Source organism: Undibacterium sp. Ji42W, assembly GCF_049340405.1.
Taxonomy (GTDB): Bacteria; Pseudomonadota; Gammaproteobacteria; order Burkholderiales; family Burkholderiaceae_D; genus Undibacterium.
Map to the genome: position 1 here is coordinate 149,272 of NZ_JBMPOV010000006.1, position 14,854 is coordinate 164,125.

General features: G+C 49.5%; 19 protein-coding genes. 15 read left to right on the plus strand and 4 right to left on the minus strand.

Annotated elements, in window-relative coordinates; all coding sequences use genetic code 11:
- Positions 1-12 precede the first annotated feature (12 nt).
- Positions 13-270 carry a hypothetical protein gene (locus ACO0LG_RS14630; protein WP_423027537.1) on the minus strand — a complete coding sequence of 86 codons (258 nt, stop codon included), beginning with the start codon at positions 268-270 and terminating at the stop codon, positions 13-15.
- 159 nt (positions 271-429) lie between these two features.
- On the opposite strand from ACO0LG_RS14630, the gene ACO0LG_RS14635 reads away from it, so the two are divergent.
- Together ACO0LG_RS14635 and ACO0LG_RS14640 are read left to right on the plus strand one after the other, a co-directional pair.
- Entirely contained in the window at positions 430-945 is a 516-nt protein-coding gene (locus ACO0LG_RS14635) for a hypothetical protein (protein WP_423027539.1), read from the plus strand.
- Positions 946-1,017: 72 nt separating this feature from the next.
- The gene (locus ACO0LG_RS14640; RefSeq protein WP_423027541.1) at positions 1,018-2,874 is read left to right on the plus strand and encodes a phosphoethanolamine transferase; all 1,857 of its coding nucleotides are present in this window, start codon (positions 1,018-1,020) and stop codon (positions 2,872-2,874) included.
- 82 nt (positions 2,875-2,956) lie between these two features.
- Here the strand turns inward: ACO0LG_RS14640 and ACO0LG_RS14645 are convergent, their stop codons facing one another.
- The 3 genes from ACO0LG_RS14645 to ACO0LG_RS14655 all read right to left on the minus strand — a co-directional run bounded on the left by ACO0LG_RS14645 (position 2,957) and on the right by ACO0LG_RS14655 (position 4,974).
- Positions 2,957-3,967, minus strand: coding sequence for a hypothetical protein (locus ACO0LG_RS14645; protein WP_423027543.1), 1,011 nt, complete (start codon positions 3,965-3,967; stop codon positions 2,957-2,959).
- Positions 3,968-4,123: 156 nt separating this feature from the next.
- Complete coding sequence (locus tag ACO0LG_RS14650) at positions 4,124-4,600, minus strand: hypothetical protein (protein ID WP_423027544.1); 477 nt, start codon at positions 4,598-4,600, stop codon at positions 4,124-4,126.
- A complete protein-coding gene (locus ACO0LG_RS14655) occupies positions 4,600-4,974 on the minus strand; it encodes a hypothetical protein (protein WP_423027546.1) in 375 nt (124 codons plus the stop codon). Before ACO0LG_RS14655 ends, ACO0LG_RS14650 begins: the two co-directional genes overlap by 1 nt.
- Positions 4,975-5,139: 165 nt before the next feature.
- Between ACO0LG_RS14655 and ACO0LG_RS14660 the strand changes: the two genes are divergently transcribed.
- The 13 genes from ACO0LG_RS14660 (at position 5,140) to ACO0LG_RS14720 (ending at position 14,578) form a co-directional block, all read left to right on the plus strand.
- The gene (locus tag ACO0LG_RS14660) at positions 5,140-5,715 is read left to right on the plus strand and encodes a hypothetical protein (protein ID WP_423027548.1); all 576 of its coding nucleotides are present in this window, start codon (positions 5,140-5,142) and stop codon (positions 5,713-5,715) included.
- A 68-nt stretch (positions 5,716-5,783) separates the two neighbouring features.
- A complete protein-coding gene (locus ACO0LG_RS14665; RefSeq protein WP_423027550.1) occupies positions 5,784-6,056 on the plus strand; it encodes a hypothetical protein in 273 nt (90 codons plus the stop codon).
- A gap of 5 nt (positions 6,057-6,061) precedes the next feature.
- Positions 6,062-6,511, plus strand: a complete 450-nt coding sequence (locus tag ACO0LG_RS14670) for a hypothetical protein (RefSeq protein WP_423027552.1) — start codon at positions 6,062-6,064, stop codon at positions 6,509-6,511.
- 19 nt (positions 6,512-6,530) lie between these two features.
- Positions 6,531-7,238: a hypothetical protein gene (locus tag ACO0LG_RS14675; protein WP_423027554.1), complete on the plus strand. Its 708-nt coding sequence runs from the start codon at positions 6,531-6,533 to the stop codon at positions 7,236-7,238.
- Positions 7,235-7,630, plus strand: a complete 396-nt coding sequence (locus ACO0LG_RS14680; RefSeq protein WP_423027556.1) for a hypothetical protein — start codon at positions 7,235-7,237, stop codon at positions 7,628-7,630. Before ACO0LG_RS14675 ends, ACO0LG_RS14680 begins: the two co-directional genes overlap by 4 nt.
- Positions 7,631-7,692: 62 nt before the next feature.
- Positions 7,693-8,127, plus strand: a complete 435-nt coding sequence (locus ACO0LG_RS14685) for a hypothetical protein (RefSeq protein WP_423027558.1) — start codon at positions 7,693-7,695, stop codon at positions 8,125-8,127.
- A gap of 410 nt (positions 8,128-8,537) precedes the next feature.
- Positions 8,538-8,870, plus strand: a complete 333-nt coding sequence (locus tag ACO0LG_RS14690; protein WP_422950165.1) for a hypothetical protein — start codon at positions 8,538-8,540, stop codon at positions 8,868-8,870.
- A 17-nt stretch (positions 8,871-8,887) separates the two neighbouring features.
- On the plus strand, positions 8,888-9,613 hold the full coding sequence (locus ACO0LG_RS14695) for a DotI/IcmL/TraM family protein (RefSeq protein ID WP_423027560.1): 726 nt from the start codon (positions 8,888-8,890) through the stop codon (positions 9,611-9,613).
- Positions 9,614-9,629: 16 nt separating this feature from the next.
- Entirely contained in the window at positions 9,630-10,712 is a 1,083-nt protein-coding gene (locus ACO0LG_RS14700) for a DotH/IcmK family type IV secretion protein (RefSeq protein WP_423027562.1), read from the plus strand.
- A complete protein-coding gene (locus tag ACO0LG_RS14705) occupies positions 10,713-12,173 on the plus strand; it encodes a DotG/IcmE/VirB10 family protein (protein ID WP_423027564.1) in 1,461 nt (486 codons plus the stop codon).
- Between the two features lie 69 nt (positions 12,174-12,242).
- Positions 12,243-13,391: a hypothetical protein gene (locus tag ACO0LG_RS14710; protein WP_423027566.1), complete on the plus strand. Its 1,149-nt coding sequence runs from the start codon at positions 12,243-12,245 to the stop codon at positions 13,389-13,391.
- A gap of 20 nt (positions 13,392-13,411) precedes the next feature.
- Positions 13,412-14,011 (plus strand): hypothetical protein, encoded by a 600-nt coding sequence (locus tag ACO0LG_RS14715; RefSeq protein WP_423027568.1) that lies wholly within the window; start codon positions 13,412-13,414, stop codon positions 14,009-14,011.
- A gap of 147 nt (positions 14,012-14,158) precedes the next feature.
- The gene (locus ACO0LG_RS14720; RefSeq protein ID WP_423027570.1) at positions 14,159-14,578 is read left to right on the plus strand and encodes a hypothetical protein; all 420 of its coding nucleotides are present in this window, start codon (positions 14,159-14,161) and stop codon (positions 14,576-14,578) included.
- Positions 14,579-14,854 lie beyond the last annotated feature (276 nt).

Sequence of the window (14,854 nt, forward strand, 5' to 3'; positions counted from 1 at the left end):
GCTAAGTCGAGCCTAAGTTGGCGCAGCCGGGGGTTTCTTTGCCTGCTCGTCACGCCAGTCCAGATACTCGGGAAAAGTCATTTCACGCATAGCCACGCAGTTACGCAGGCCCTGGGTGACTACCATGTCAAAGTTTTCTGGATTGATTTTCGCTTGCGGATACACTTCGCAGCGGTATAGTATCGGCAAGCCATTGGGGCGCGGCTGATTAGGCGCCAGCATTTCATTGCCTATCATATTGGCCAATAAGGCGACAAGTATGGTGTTCATAATCCCGGATTCTCTGATGCAATACAGTCTGGAGTTCACAAAAAAAACCTGAAACCACGGTTTTTCGACCAGTTTTTGTCAGCTAATGATAACATTGCCTTTATCGTCAATGCTGATGAAATTTTACTTTCATTAGCTAATAAAAGGAAAGACAATTTCATGCGTCTGATCAACAAGTTCGTACTGGTAGCGGTATTGGTAGCGGGTGTTGCCTTGCTTGTTGAATTTTTGGGCAATAAAAATCAGCTTGATGCGGTTGGCAGTTCTCCTCTGAAAGAGACACCGGAATATGCTGCGATGGTGGAAAATGCAGAAAAATTGCCGAATGTGAAAATAATTCCTGGCACTTTCGTCAATGCAGTTGAATCCAGGCAGCAGGTGCTGGAATATAAAATGACTCTGGCCGAGAACCGCAGCTTTCAATTCAGTGTGTCTTCTTATACGGCAAAAAAAGACTGGGCAGCGACCAAGCCAGATGTCAGCAAGCAATTGTCTGGTGTTTACAGGGTCAAAGGCAATGTCATTTACTTCGAGAATTTGCAGGGACACACGGGCCTGATGTCGGACAAGGCACGCAGTGTGATCAGCGCCTGGACGCAGGATGGTATTGAGTTCAAGAATGAAAGCTCTGTCATGCGCATGCGCCTGCTTGCCCCGCCGGCCGTCACTAAATAATAATACCAAGTAACTATAATTAGCAGCAATACTAAAGCCATAGTTGGTGTACCTACCCGCTTGCAAGAATCAATGAATACCTCTGCCAGTCTGCAAAAGCCACCGTATCATCCACAAAGTCGGCAGCCAAATCAGCAACAAAATCAAGATATCCATCAACGTAAAGTTGGCCTGACTCACGAGCTACTGTCTTTCTTCTTTTTGCTGATCCCGTTTGCCGTTGCGAATGGCGTCGTCATCGCCAATGCAGCAGCACTGCCTTTGTATGGCGGCAAGATTATCTTGTTTGTATTGCCGGTTTCCTTTCTGTTTTTCCAGCTATGGAAGAAGCTTCTGGTACTTAGGCTGGTGACAGTCTTGCTGGCCATACTCGCCGGTGCAGAAGCTTATGTCGCCTATGCGTTTGGCGGCGTGTCCGGCTCTAGCCTTTATTCCATACTCACGACCAGCGATAGCAGCGAATCCTTTCATTATTTGCTTCAGCATTTACAGGCTGTCATGCTGTGGCTTTTGCTATGCGCAGTCAGCACAGCGCTGGCAATCAATTTTGCCCGGCGCAGCGCTTATCACCCTGGTAGCTTCATGATTCTTTGCCTGCTCTGCATCGCTGGATATGGCTGGTACATCGGTGCCATGAGTGCCAGTACTTACCTCAAAGAGAAAAATGCCAACCGCTATCCGACCATCAGCGAAGATGGTAAAGAAAAAATGTTTGGTGTTGGTAATCTGCCGCCTTTACTTTCTACCGTGAAGGATACCTATCCTTACGGTTTGCCCGTCAGGTTATGGATGTTCTGGCGTGAAGAAAAAGTCATGCGCGGCATGGAGCAGAAATTGAGCCACTTCCATTTTGGTGCAGCGGTCGCCGCTCCGGTAACTGCAGCAGCAAGTGCAGCGACGCAAGAGACCTATGTGCTGGTATTGGGCGAGACAGCCAGGTTTGACCGTTGGACGGTAAATGGCTATGAACGCGATACCTCTCCCAATCTGCTCAAAGCCAGACAGAACGGCGAACTGGTCAGCATGCGTGACATGATTACCCCACGCACATTTACGATGGGATCGATACCCATCTATTTGAGCGGGCGCGACATCATGCAGGAAGGTGCCAGGCAGAAATCCCTGATTTCGGCTTTCAAGGAAGCCGGTTTCAAGACTTATTTTTTATCGACGCAGGTGAAGAAAAGTTTTCTGAATAATGTCACGACGCTGTTCGCGGCAGAGGCGGATGTGCAGCAATATTTTGAATCAGACGAAACCCTGGGCCTGGTGTATGACGATGCCTTGCTGGGGCCGCTCAAGAATATCCTGCAAGAAAAACCAGCAAAGAAACTCATCGTCTTGCACACGATGGGCAGCCATGCAGTTTATTCTGCCAGGTACCCCAGAGCATTTGAAAAATATCCTGTCAGCAGTGCAGGCAAGGCAGGTGCGGAACAAATTGATGGCATGCAGGCGACATCGAACGCCTACGACAACAGCATACGATATACCGATCATGTGCTCGGTGAAATCATGCAGGCATTAGCTTTGTTGCCGGGTAATGCCGCCATGATCTATGGTTCGGACCATGGCGAATCATTACCCACCAAGGCTTGCAAATTCATAGGTCATGGCGTCCTGAATGAAGAAAATTTACGCGTGCCTTATTTTGTCTGGAGCAATCAGGCCTACCGTGAACAGCATGCCACGAAGTGGCAAAACCTCTTGAAGAATCAGGACAAGGCAAGTATGACCAGCGCCAATTTTGCCACTTTACTGGACATGGCTGGCATCGGTTTTGCAAACTTCCCTGCCGACCATAGCCTGGTCAGGGAATACCAGGCACGGTCAGTAAGAATGGTAATGACCATGCAGAACACAGAGCTGGACTTCAATACTGCCAGGAAAAAAGAGGGGGCCTGCGGCATGCTGCAAGTCAAAGATTAATCAGACTTCAGAAATTGGGTTTCCCCTGTCTTGATATTGCCATAGCCAGCATTGCATTAGTCAGCATTGCCAGTTGCAGGCTTCAGGCGCTTAAATCCATGCCTATTTGCGCCAGTTCTTTTGCACGGGCGGACGCAAACCACTCCTTTTGCGTGGCATCAAATTTTTCCAGAAAACCTTCTTCAGGCAAGTCACCTGGCCTGGGTGTCAGCTTCAGTATGGCTTCTTTCAACACGGCATTGCTGAGCAGGTTTTCGTTTTCAGCAAGCGCATGTCTTGCATGCCTGGTCTGAAAATTACGTGACTCGGCGATCAGTTTTCCATGGTCATATAACTTGAGCTCATAACGCTGCTGCGATTTCGAGATATGTGCCATCAGCCTTGAGCGTAATAAAAAGCCTTGCCTGTCGAGACTGGTAAAGCAGCCATCATTTAGCTGGTAGCGCGGGTGACGCCATAGTTCACCGCCATGGTTGCGGTTAGCGAATTCGATCTTGACGACGTTCTGCATATCCAGTGCCAAAGGCACGGTACTTCTGGCGGTTGCATATAGCAAGGGCACACCATCTTCATCGCGGCTCAGGTAGCCTTCAGGCAGCAGGCTGAATTGCTCTGAATGCGCCAGCCCGGTCAGGTCAGGCAAATCAGGGTCCGTAAAACCTTCTTCCATGCGGAGGCGAAAATTACAATCGCGCACGCTTTCGAGCTTGAGTATCAGCTCATCTGGCATGCTCAGTGTATAGCGTGTCTTTAGCACAGACTTGATCCACAGTTTCTCATCAGTGGCTGTCTCTATCTGTTCAGGCTGTATGGAGGCGATGGTATGCAGCGGGCGGATAATAATTTCACCCGTCTGCTTGCGCTGTATAGCCGCATCAACATAAGGCTCATAGACATTGAGTGCCTTTGCCAGTATTTTTTCTTCAAAGCTGCTCAGTTGCGGTTCTTCTTCCCTTTTTTCCAGAATCTTGGCGAGGATGGCACGTATTCTCTCTTTTTCAGCGGTAAGGTCGGCAAATGCATAACTGCCAAAGCGGGGTAATTCATTGAGGATGCTGTCTATTTTTGATTTAACCGTGTTCGGGGTATTCATTTTTTATTTTTCTGAGGAAATGCGTATTGATTACTTATTGATTGCTAATTGATTGTGCATAGCGTATCTGCCTGCTATATGGCATATAGCAGGCAAAGAAAGATGATACATGCTGTCCCTGGCATTTGCTGTACCAACAAATATAACAAAAGTGACTTATTTCCTTAACTGCAATACTGGCAATGCTTCGCCCTGAGGGATATTCGCCAGACCATGTTTGCAAGCCTTGATCGCACCATCCCTGAATTGATTTTCTCCATACTGACGGAAAGTTTCTACCTGTTGTTGTATGACAGCCTGCTCGGCCAGATATTGGTCACTGACTGTTTGCATGTAAATACGCCGGGTTTGCAGGCGTATATCGGCAGGCAATTCCGGGAAGCGGGTATCGAAAGCGTCGGCAACAGAACGGGCAAAGCTGCGCGTCTTGTAAACATCTACGTTTCTGAGCCGGTTGGACATGGATACCATGATGATGGAAGCCACGTCTTCACAGGCCATTTCCAGTTGCAACAGGTTCAGTGGCACCTTCATGTTGGGCGAGGCTATGCCATCGCTGGCTGCGGGCGCTGAGACTTTCCCGCAGGAGGCCAGCAAGACCGCGGCCGTCAGCGCACATATCAACTTCTTCATCAGGCTACGCCACACAGTCTTGCATACGACATGCCCACTTCATGATGGGTTTTGAGGTGACGCATCCATTCGTCTGTCTTGTGAACAACCTGAACACCATTCACTTTCAGCGTTGCCACCAGTTCCCGCCGCAATTCGGCAAGTTGCGCTGGAGAATTGCTCTGGAAGCCCGGCAATTCCACTTTCCAGGCGATAGTAGGAACCAGCCTGTGATGAACTTGTTTTTTTTGCACGTATTGGGTTTCCAGGCGCAAAAAGATAGTTTTTACGGCCGGATTTTTGTTCAGGGTCTGGAAAAACTCTTTTTTCCATGCGGGTAATACAGAATTTTCGGTTTCATTCTCGTATTTTTCCGCAATATTTGTTAAGCTCATCAAAATACCTTTAGAAAAATGAAGGTAAAAAAACTTTTCTCATCGAATGCTAGCAATTGTGCCCGGAAGTGTCAATTTTGATGCACCATGCAGAATCCTGAAAATTACTCAGATACGATGAAAAACTATTGCTGGGTATGTATTTTTTAAAATTCGGTTAAGTCAATGAATAAACTCGCTCTGTCTTTGTTAGCCACTTTGGTATTTGGAAACGCTTGTAATATTGCCTATGCTCAAGACAAGAAAAAAATTCCAATTCCAGAGATCAGGGAGCCGCTCGACGACAAGCGCTCGCAACGCTTGATTGTACTCGCGACTGACCTGATGTTCGTCAGACATTTTGCCAGTGACAGACAGATCAAGCTCAAGGAGCTGGAGATCAATGTCAGTCTGGAGCCATTTAATGAAAAGCAAAAAGAGCTTTTTGCTATCCGTAAAAAACAAATGGAAGAGTGCGTCAAAGAGGCGACAGTTGTACAGGGTAATTTTCTCACGGCCTATGACCAATTGAACGCGTCCAAATATGAGGTATCTGACTATAAGGCGATTTATACCTATGCCAAGAAGAACATTTTGGAGTTTCAGCGCAAGGATTTACTGCAGCCAGCTGAGCTGAAGTCTTATGAAGACAGCAGGCCGCAGGGCTTTATATTCCGCAGCATTTGCATTGATGACGGGGTAGCGCCGAAGCTGAAAGAAAAGACAGAATTTGTCTCCCCGAATGCATTGCCGAAAAAATGATGCAGGCCACGCTCTGCAAATGCTCTGTGAACCATCAGCAAATAACAGTAAATATAGGCAAATAGGCCATGATGTATCAATCATTCTTGCGCAAGAAATCACGTAGGCTGGCAACGACCCTGTTTTTCCTGGTCTTGTGCATGCTCAGTGCTATTGCTGTTTTCGCCTTGCTGGTAACAGCCCTCAATGCCACCGGTGCGGGTGCCATGGCGATACCAGGTGCTTTTGTCTGCGTCATTTTCTATGAGCTGGGGCGGTATTTTTTCTACCGTAGTTTTTTTATGCAGCAACTGGCCAGGTTTGCGGCCTGGAAACAAGTACTTGATGAAAGTAAAGAATGAGCGCTATGAGTACAATAAGCACATCGAGCACATCAGGCACAATGCGTGCCGACCCAACAATGAGCAAGCCAGCGGTACTGGCTGGCAGTGTCATGCAACTATTGTTCGCTGTCAGTGCCGTGATTTGTCTGTTATTTGGTATTGGCCTTACCCGCATGCTCAGTGTTTATTTTGAACAGCGTGTATTCAGCCTGATTATTTTTTGCGCATTACTTTTATTACCCCTGTGCTTCGCCTTGCGCTTGCCATCGCAGACGACCGGGCGGCTGCATTTGCTACTGGTGAGCGTATATTTTTTGACCGGGCTACTGGCCAATACCCTGTTTCCACAACTGAAGGCTTACCTGGCCTGGTTGTTCTATGGTTTTTGCCTGACCGTGTTTTTACTTGCCCTGGTAACGGCGGGGCAGGCTGTGCGTCAAGGCCTTGCCCGCCTGTTCCGGCGCAATCGCTAAATACGGACAGGAGCGAGCTTTGTTGCGCCTACCTATTCCCTTGGGCATTTGTGCACTTGCACTGATGTGGCCGGTCCTGGCAGCACCGGCTGGCGGAGCTAAGTCTCAGTCTCAGTCTGACTTCAGACCAAGAGCCAGCTTGCCAGGGCAGGTGCCCCAGCACCATAACGAATATGAGCTGACTATTTATCGCCTGCCTGCCGGTAGTGAAGTGGCCCGGCAGGTTTGTGGTGCCGCCCACAAGTGTGAAAAAAAAGTCAGTGGTCCTTATTCTTTCTATGCGTTTTCATCGCAATTTGATGAATTCGACAGTGATATTGCTAGGATGAATGTCAGCCGCTTACAGCAATATGCTGTGTCGGCGAATTACGAATTCATACTGGGGAAATATTTTTCCGTCGCCTTCAAGAAGAGTGGGACTATAGGTGAGCAGGTGCTGTTTGAAGACGTCAGCTTTGTTGTCAGACCCATGCAGCTCGATGCAGGAAAAATGGAGGTGGATGTGTTTGGCATGTTCAAGTACCACCTGTTGGGATCCGGGCAGAAAATCAGCCTGTCTGGTCGCAATATCAAATTCAAGTCATCCATCAGCGAGTCAAAAAACTTTTTCCTGATCGCCGAGGCACAGGCACAAAAAAATGAGCCAGTATATCTGGCAGTGATCAAGCAATGTAGTGAAATCATTGATCCTTCGTATGAAGTCAAAATGTTGGAGAGGGGCTTGTGAAAAATGTATACCTCCTGGTTTGTTTCGCAACTGCCGCGCAATCATGCTTTGCGGGTGGTTCCCTCAGTGAAGAGCTGGCTGCCGAGCGTGGCATCAAGCTGGTCAATGTGGATTTGCTGGGGAAATCCAAATCAGCAACAGTAAAACCGCAAATCATGAGTTGCGATGGCGCACCTGTCAGTAGCAAAACTACGGGTAGTGATGTGCTGCAAAACAAGGATGGAAAGATGGTTATTGGCAGCACTCAGCCCGCACCTGCACGAGAATTTGATGTAGAGAAAATGAAGGAATCACTGATGGATGTATCCAGGCAGGCTGCCAACAGCCGCTATCAGTCAGCCAAGACGCAGGGCGGAAAAAAGAAAACCTGTAATGTGAATCTGACTGAGTAATTTATCTTAGATAAGCTACCCCCAATCAGATCCTGCAAAATATATCACCTGGACTACATGCCATGCCATTGATAGATCAATTAGTCGAAGCTCTGCACAACTTGCACAAACCTCATGTGGAACGTGCCCTGCTGCTATACCAGTCCATACAGGCGCCAGCAGGCCTGGCCGCTGAATACTTTCAACATTTGCAGCAAAACAGCCCCGCCATGGCCGCAGATTTGCCTTCAGATGGCGGTGCAAAGCTGGCGGCAGCGCTGGAAGCCTTGTATGGCGTCATACAGGTATTGAACCGTTGTGCAAGCAATTTTCCTTTCGGGCGGGCTTTGCCGCTGCTGCCGTTCGTCGCGGAAGATAAAGCGGTCAGGGCCGTGCAGGAGACTCTGTTCGACAAGATGAAAGATGAATACTTTGCCCCAGCGGTATCGGATGATTCCAATGGCGAGGCCGTGTATTTGAATCGCCTTGCAATGATCAGGGAAATGCTGCAAGAGTAGCAGCCGACGTTGCCACAGTAGTGACCATGGTCATTGCCGGAGTGGCTGCGCAGGTGTCAATTGTTCCAGAAGGGCAGCTAGTGCCGCGCAACGTGCAATAAGTCTCGCGCAACCATGAGGGCTGGCGAAGATCCCTTCTGTATCCCACCATTATTCCTTAATGCATGGAATTGATGCCCGCCCGCTTCATGTAATTTTTCTGAAATATTTCCCTCCGTAAATGCCTTTTTGGGGTGTCAACAGACAGTATTTCACTGCCTTGTTACAAACAAGATGTTTTTTACCATCATTGTCTTAATAATTTAATTGTAAAGCTGGTAGAATTTGGAATAAATGTCGAAAAAACCTTATCTGGCCTTTGTTTTCATAAATTGACATGATAAGATAATTAAAGAATTCTAAATTTTTCCATGAAAAAAGACCCTGCAACATCCGTACAACCAGCGCCCAAGCCTGTAGTCAAAAAGACCAGGCGTTATGGCTATGAGTTTTATAGGGATAACTTCCGCCGCATGACTGTCCTGGCGATCGGCCTGGTCGGTCTGGATATTGTCCTGGTGGTGGGGATGTTCCTGGTATATAGCAGTTTCCCCCAGCGTGATTTGTATGCCACCACGCGCAATGGTTTATTGGTGAAATTAAGGCAATTTGACAGTGTCGGCCAGGTAAAGTCTGCCAAGGCCGCCAAGGCTGCGAATGCGCCAGCAGGCGCAGCTGCAAATGTTGAATCAGCGTATCCATAACGTGTAAGAGGATCAAGATGTCTGGCTCCATAGCTCAACAACAATTGCCAGCCAAGGCGGAAACCAAACCGCCTGTGCATGCTACTGATACGCCGCATGCAGGCGGCAATACCAGGGAAACCACCGGGCAGCCTGAATTGAACATGGCGCGCGCCGAGTTTTATCTCGACCGCTATCGCTTTATCCAGAAAATTGTGGCAGGCCTGCTGGTGCTGACTATCTTGCTGGCGTATGCCTTGTACGATGTTTACCGCAATCCCCCCAAGCCCTTATACATTGCAGCTGAGAATGACGGGCGCATTATTGAATTACGCCCCATCAGCCGTCCCACGATTTCCAAGAATGCCTTACTGACCTGGGCCGCAGAGTCAGTTACTTCGATTTTTACCTACGACTACGTGAACTACCGCAAGCAGTTCCAGGGTAATGTTGATTATTTCAGTGCTGAGGGCTGGCAGGCTTATATGGAGCAACTGGATAAGTCAGGCACGCTGCAGACCGTCAAGGAGAAATCCATGCTGGTTTCTGCCGTTGTTACCAGTAGCCCCGTCATCACTGGTGAAGCGCCAGTGAATGGTGTCTATATGTGGAAAGTGGAAATGCCGATCGATGTGACCTACACACCTTTCGGACAAAGCCCTATCAAGCAAAAACTGATCATCAAGATGAACCTGCGTGCCATTTCTCCACTGGAGAACCCGCGCGGTGTGGTGATTGATAGCTTCAGTACATTCGAGCGGTGATTTGAGGTCGTTGATGATGAATAAGAATAGAAATATCCGGCTTGCCTGCGCACTCTTCCTGAGTTTGCTTGGGAGTGAAGCTTTGGCAAGGCAGAATGGTGCCAATGCTCCAGCTGCCGCCAAAACGCAAACCAAGCCTGGCGAAATGGCCTTGCCCAGTGCTTTGCCGCCTGCGCCTGTAGATCCGGCGCAGCAGGCCAGCCCCGCCAGGCTGACTGCATCTGAGCTCAATGCGCGTTATAGCGATCCTGCCATGCTGCCTTCGCCAGATGGTTACGCAAGGCCTCGCGCGAAGCTCAAGATGCCACAGTTCCGCGATCCCAAAGAGCAGGCTTTTGATGAGTTGCTGGACGAAACCGTGACCTTCAGCCGTGATGAAATCAATCGTTATTACGACCGTATTGATGATTTCAAACGTTCGGTGCGCACGCCTGACGGGCAGATGCACAGAGCGGTGATTTCTTCTGTCATTGTGAACCTGCAGCCGGGCTCGGTGATACCGGTCATGCGCCTGAACGTCAATGAGAATTCGTCCTTGCTATTCACGGATTCAACCGGCAATCCCTGGCCTGTCGTCAAATTTGCGGCGCCTTCCAGGACCATGTTTGCAGTGGAATTTCATGCAAATAATAATCCGCATGAGATCGCGCTGGAGCCTATCAAAGATTACGCCTACGGCAATTTGAAAGTGTTCCTGGCAGGCATGAGCACACCAGTCTTTGTGCGTCTGGTCACTGGGCAAAAAGAGACCGATGTGCGTCTCGATGCCAGGATGCCTGTACGCGGCCCGAATGCTGCGGCCCTGATAGAAAAGCAAATGCCGCCTGAGGCTTCTTCCTCAATGTTTTCCATGTTGAATGGCGTGGTGCCGGAAAAAGCCCAGGAACTCAAGGTTGAAGGTGCAGATGCCCGAGCCTGGATGCTGGATGGAAAAATGTACTTGCGCCTGACCAACAAGACTTCAGTGCGCTCACCGTCATGGACAGGAACCATGTCCTCAATTGACGGTACCAATGTTTATGAGCTTCCTGCGCGCACGCCAGTTATCTATGCGGCGCAAGAAGGTAAGAGTGTTGAATTACGCGTGTCGGGGTTTTAAATGGCAGAAAAGAAAACAGGTGGAGTGGCTTTCCTGACGAATCCTAAATCCCGCATGATGGTCATTGGTGTTGCCGTTGTTCTGGTTGCAGGTATTGCGCTGGCTGTCAATGGACTGATCAAGAAAAACTCCATGGGCAAGGATCAGATCGAGCCTACCAGCACAGCAGCTTTGCCTGCAAATGCGAATAAAAAAACCGTCATTGACCCTAATAAAGTCGATGCACAGCAGTCCGACTTGCGCAAGGTCGCTAACGAAGACGCCGCTAAGCAGGCAGAGTCAAACGGGCAGACCTTTATTGCAACAATGCGCCCGGACGCCGCTCCTGCTTCTGTTGCAAATGCTGGCAATAGCGTAGATCCCAGCATGTATGCAGCCCGCAATGCAGACAATGGTTATGCCCGGTATGCAGCAGGCCCGCGCGAACCTAGCGAGCAGGATATCCGCGATGCAGAAGCTGCCCAACAGAAAAAAGTGGATGAATGGAAGCGCAAGCTGACTGCCGACAAAGCCAAGATCAATGAGGTATGGGAACCAGGCTCCAGGGTCTTCTACACGGCCTATGTGGGCAATGAGAGCGCTCAGGGCGAGAAGAAAGAAAAAGATGCCCATGAGCAGCCGGTCACCAAAGCTGACGCACAAAAGAAAGGCCAGGTCTTTGCCAGGGCCGGTGATATTTTTTATGGCAGCATCGATATAGGCATGAATACCGATGAGCCTAGTGCCATCACCGCCTACATCCTGAGTGGGCCGTTCAAGGGCGGCAAACTGCTTGGTGCTTTGTCAGGGCAGACTGCGCCTTACTCGGAAAAAGCCGTGATTCAATTTACTTCGCTGAATCATCCCAAGTTTGAGCGTTCCATCCCCGTCAAGATTTTTGCTGTCGATCGTGATACGAAACGTGCAGCGGTTGCCGATAATGTGGACAGGCATTTGCTGACCAAATTCGGTCTGGCTGCTATTGTTGATTTTGCCCAGGGTTATGCCGAGGGCAAGGCGCAAAATAATTCTTCGGTTATTTATGGGCAGAATGGTTCGCCTACCATTGTGACGCAATCTGAGCTTAACAATAAGCAATTAATCGCCCGTGGTGCGGCAAAAACCATGAACCGTGTTGCCAGCACGCTGGCACCATATACCAACAGGCCAAATACCCTGGAAGTGTATTCACAAACCGAGATAGGTTTGCTGGTCGCCGCAGACATCGTCTATGTCGAAGGTGTCAATGCTGACAATAGCGGGCCTGCACCGGGCGCGACGACGGCCAATGGGGCAAGGCAAGCCGCAGCACAGGCCGCAGTGGCAAATGCCTATGCACCTGCGCTTCCTATGCCGCCTGTCCAGCCACCAGCCATGTATGGTCAGCAGCAAGTGTATGTGCCGCAGCCTGCCTATCCTCAGCCAGCCTATGGTGGTCAGCCCGCAGTGTATGGGCAAATCCCTGTATATGGTCAACGCTAGTACCGTTGGTAAAACGCATTTTCATTTTGACCGCAAAGCCAAAAGTAAATTGAAGATAAGGAATAGATGATGGGTATGAATGACTGGGATGGCCTTTCAGGCGAGCATGATGAAAATGCCGAGGCAGCTTCCTCACCGGCTGGCAAGAAAGAGCCAGAAAACAAAGTAGTGCCTGTGTCTGCGGTAGCAGCAAAAAATAATAACAAGACCATGTACCTGGCCATGGGCGGTCTGATGCTGTTCGTCATGGGGGTATATGGTTACTACCAGTACATGCAATTCCAGGCCTCACAAAACGGTGAGCGTATGCGGCAGCAACAGGCATACAAAAATCAAAAAGAAGATGCTGAACGCAAGAAGCGTGAGTCTGAGGCGAAAGACAAGCCAGCTGTGGCTGGGGCAGTTCAACCAGCGGCAGAAGTTGCAGCAGCATCGGCCAGCCAACCCCAGAACGACGATTTGGCTGCATTGGCGCAACTCAAGAACCGTAATGGCAGCAACCCGGCTGCACCTGTTGCAACTGTAGCCGCGACTCCCGTCATGGCTACAGCGCCTGCAGTTGCGTCAGCCGTCCTGCCAGCGGCAGCGCCAGTACAGATAGCAAACACGATGGCACCAAGACCCGCTCTGCAAAGCGCCGCGGTCACCCAGTCTTATGCACCAGCTCAGGATGGGCAAAAGCGCGAACAATATGTCAGCATGCTGGAAGGGCGTGTGAATGACCTCGGCCTGACTAAACTGCGTCTGGAAGCTGAACTCTGCAAATACGAGCCAAGGCGTAATTTCTGCCATGCATCCAATAAATCTGGAGCCTTGCCGGAAGCGCAGCGTGAATCAGTTCAAGCGAATATCAGGTCAGGCCAACAGACTCAGTCTGTTCAGCCAGCTCAGCAAGGTCAGTCAAGCGGCGGTCGTGTCATGTTGTTTGACACCGCCAGGCCAGGAAGCGCTGTCGCAACAGAACTGCCCCGCACTTCCGCAAAAGCCAGTGTCGCACAGGCTCAAAACACGGGCGCCCGTACTCAGATAACGGATGCCACGCCCAAGACCCTGTCCTTGCAGGGCCTGACTATCTTGCGTGACAGAGTGCTTTACCGTGACCGTGATGGCCTGACCCATGAGGTTGAGGTCGGTAATGACATGGAAGGTCTGGGTCGTCTGGAGAGAATCGATTTCGAAAGAAAATCTTTCCAGGCTGGTGGACGCACTTATAACTGATGACGGCTATGGGGACTTTGATGTCAGCATCGCGCTTACGATTTCTTACCGGCATAGCTGCCGGCTTGCTGGCATCGCCGGCCTTTGCTCAAGGCCCAACGGCCTTGTCGATGTTGCTAAAGTTTGGCGAGAGCATTCCCGGATTATGGAACTTTGTACAGGCCATGGCCTTTGTGACGGCAATGTTCCTGTTCGGCTTTTCCATGTTCAAGCTAAAGCGTATCGGCGAAAGAAAATCCGATGAAGGGGCGATGTCAGTGGTCATGACATTGCTGGCCGCAACCGGCATGTTCTATCTGTCTTCTTCGATAGACACTTTCCTGGTATCCACTTTTGGCACTAGCACCATCATGACTTATACCACCTCCAGCATCCTGGATGCAGATGGTATCAAGGCGGCGCGGGTAGTGATCGGTTTCGTGAACCTGATAGGTCTGATTGCGTTTGTCCGTGGCTGGTATGCCCTCAAGATGCTAGGGTCTGGTGGCGGCCATAAGGAAGACACCGCCAAGCGCGCTATCGTATTACTGGTAGGGGGAACTTTTTGCCTGAATATCGTTGCACTTTCAGAAGTTTTGCAAAGAACATTGGGTATCAGCAACATTATCATCTCTCCTTGAAGCAGGCTTTTGCAGATTGTCTTAAAAAGGAAAATATTTTTACTTTTGTTTGTATAAAAACTTGAAAGCATTTTTGGTCTAAGGTATTCTTGTTGACGTTGTTACCGGATTTTGTTGCATCTATTTCTAAAGCTTAGGAGTGTTTCCATGATTAAACTTAACAAAAGTATGAAGAGCAAGCTTGGTCTTGCGTTGGGCGTGGCAGCAGGCATGGCCGTTTTGTTCGTGCCAGAACTGGCTTTTGCACAGACTGCACCTGCTGGTGACGCTAAGTCGATTGGTGACGTCGCAATGAATGCGTCGAAGAGTATTAATGGCGTACAGGTCATGATACAAGGTGCTTGCTACATGGCGGGCGTAGCACTGGCAGGCGGCTCCATGTTCAAATTCAAGGCGCATAAAGACAATCCTCAGCAAACGCCTCTGTCTACGCCTATCGTTATGCTGGCTGTTGCTGCAGGCTTGCTGTATTTACCATCCTTGATGTCCACCGCTGGTCAGTCTCTGTGGGGCGGTGCGCAAAAGAGTGATAAGGTTTCTTACGATTACAGCACCTACACTTCTTAATATTTTATGCCGTTTCTGTCGGAAGCTGGAGTAAGCAAAGCCGGGAAGCAAAACTAGTCATTTTCATGAAGCTGGGGCTGGTGTGCAAGGTGCATTGCATTCAGACCTTTTCTTGAGCAGAGACATGTTAAATGTCTGGCTTTGGCTAAATACAGCCTGGCTTAATGCGAGTTGGCATGGCTGGATTATTGATGTCATTGCAGGCGGAACGGCAGTGATTTGCAAAAGTCACAAAAAGCCTCGCAGGCCATGTCTGCGGGGCTTTGTTTTTCTGAT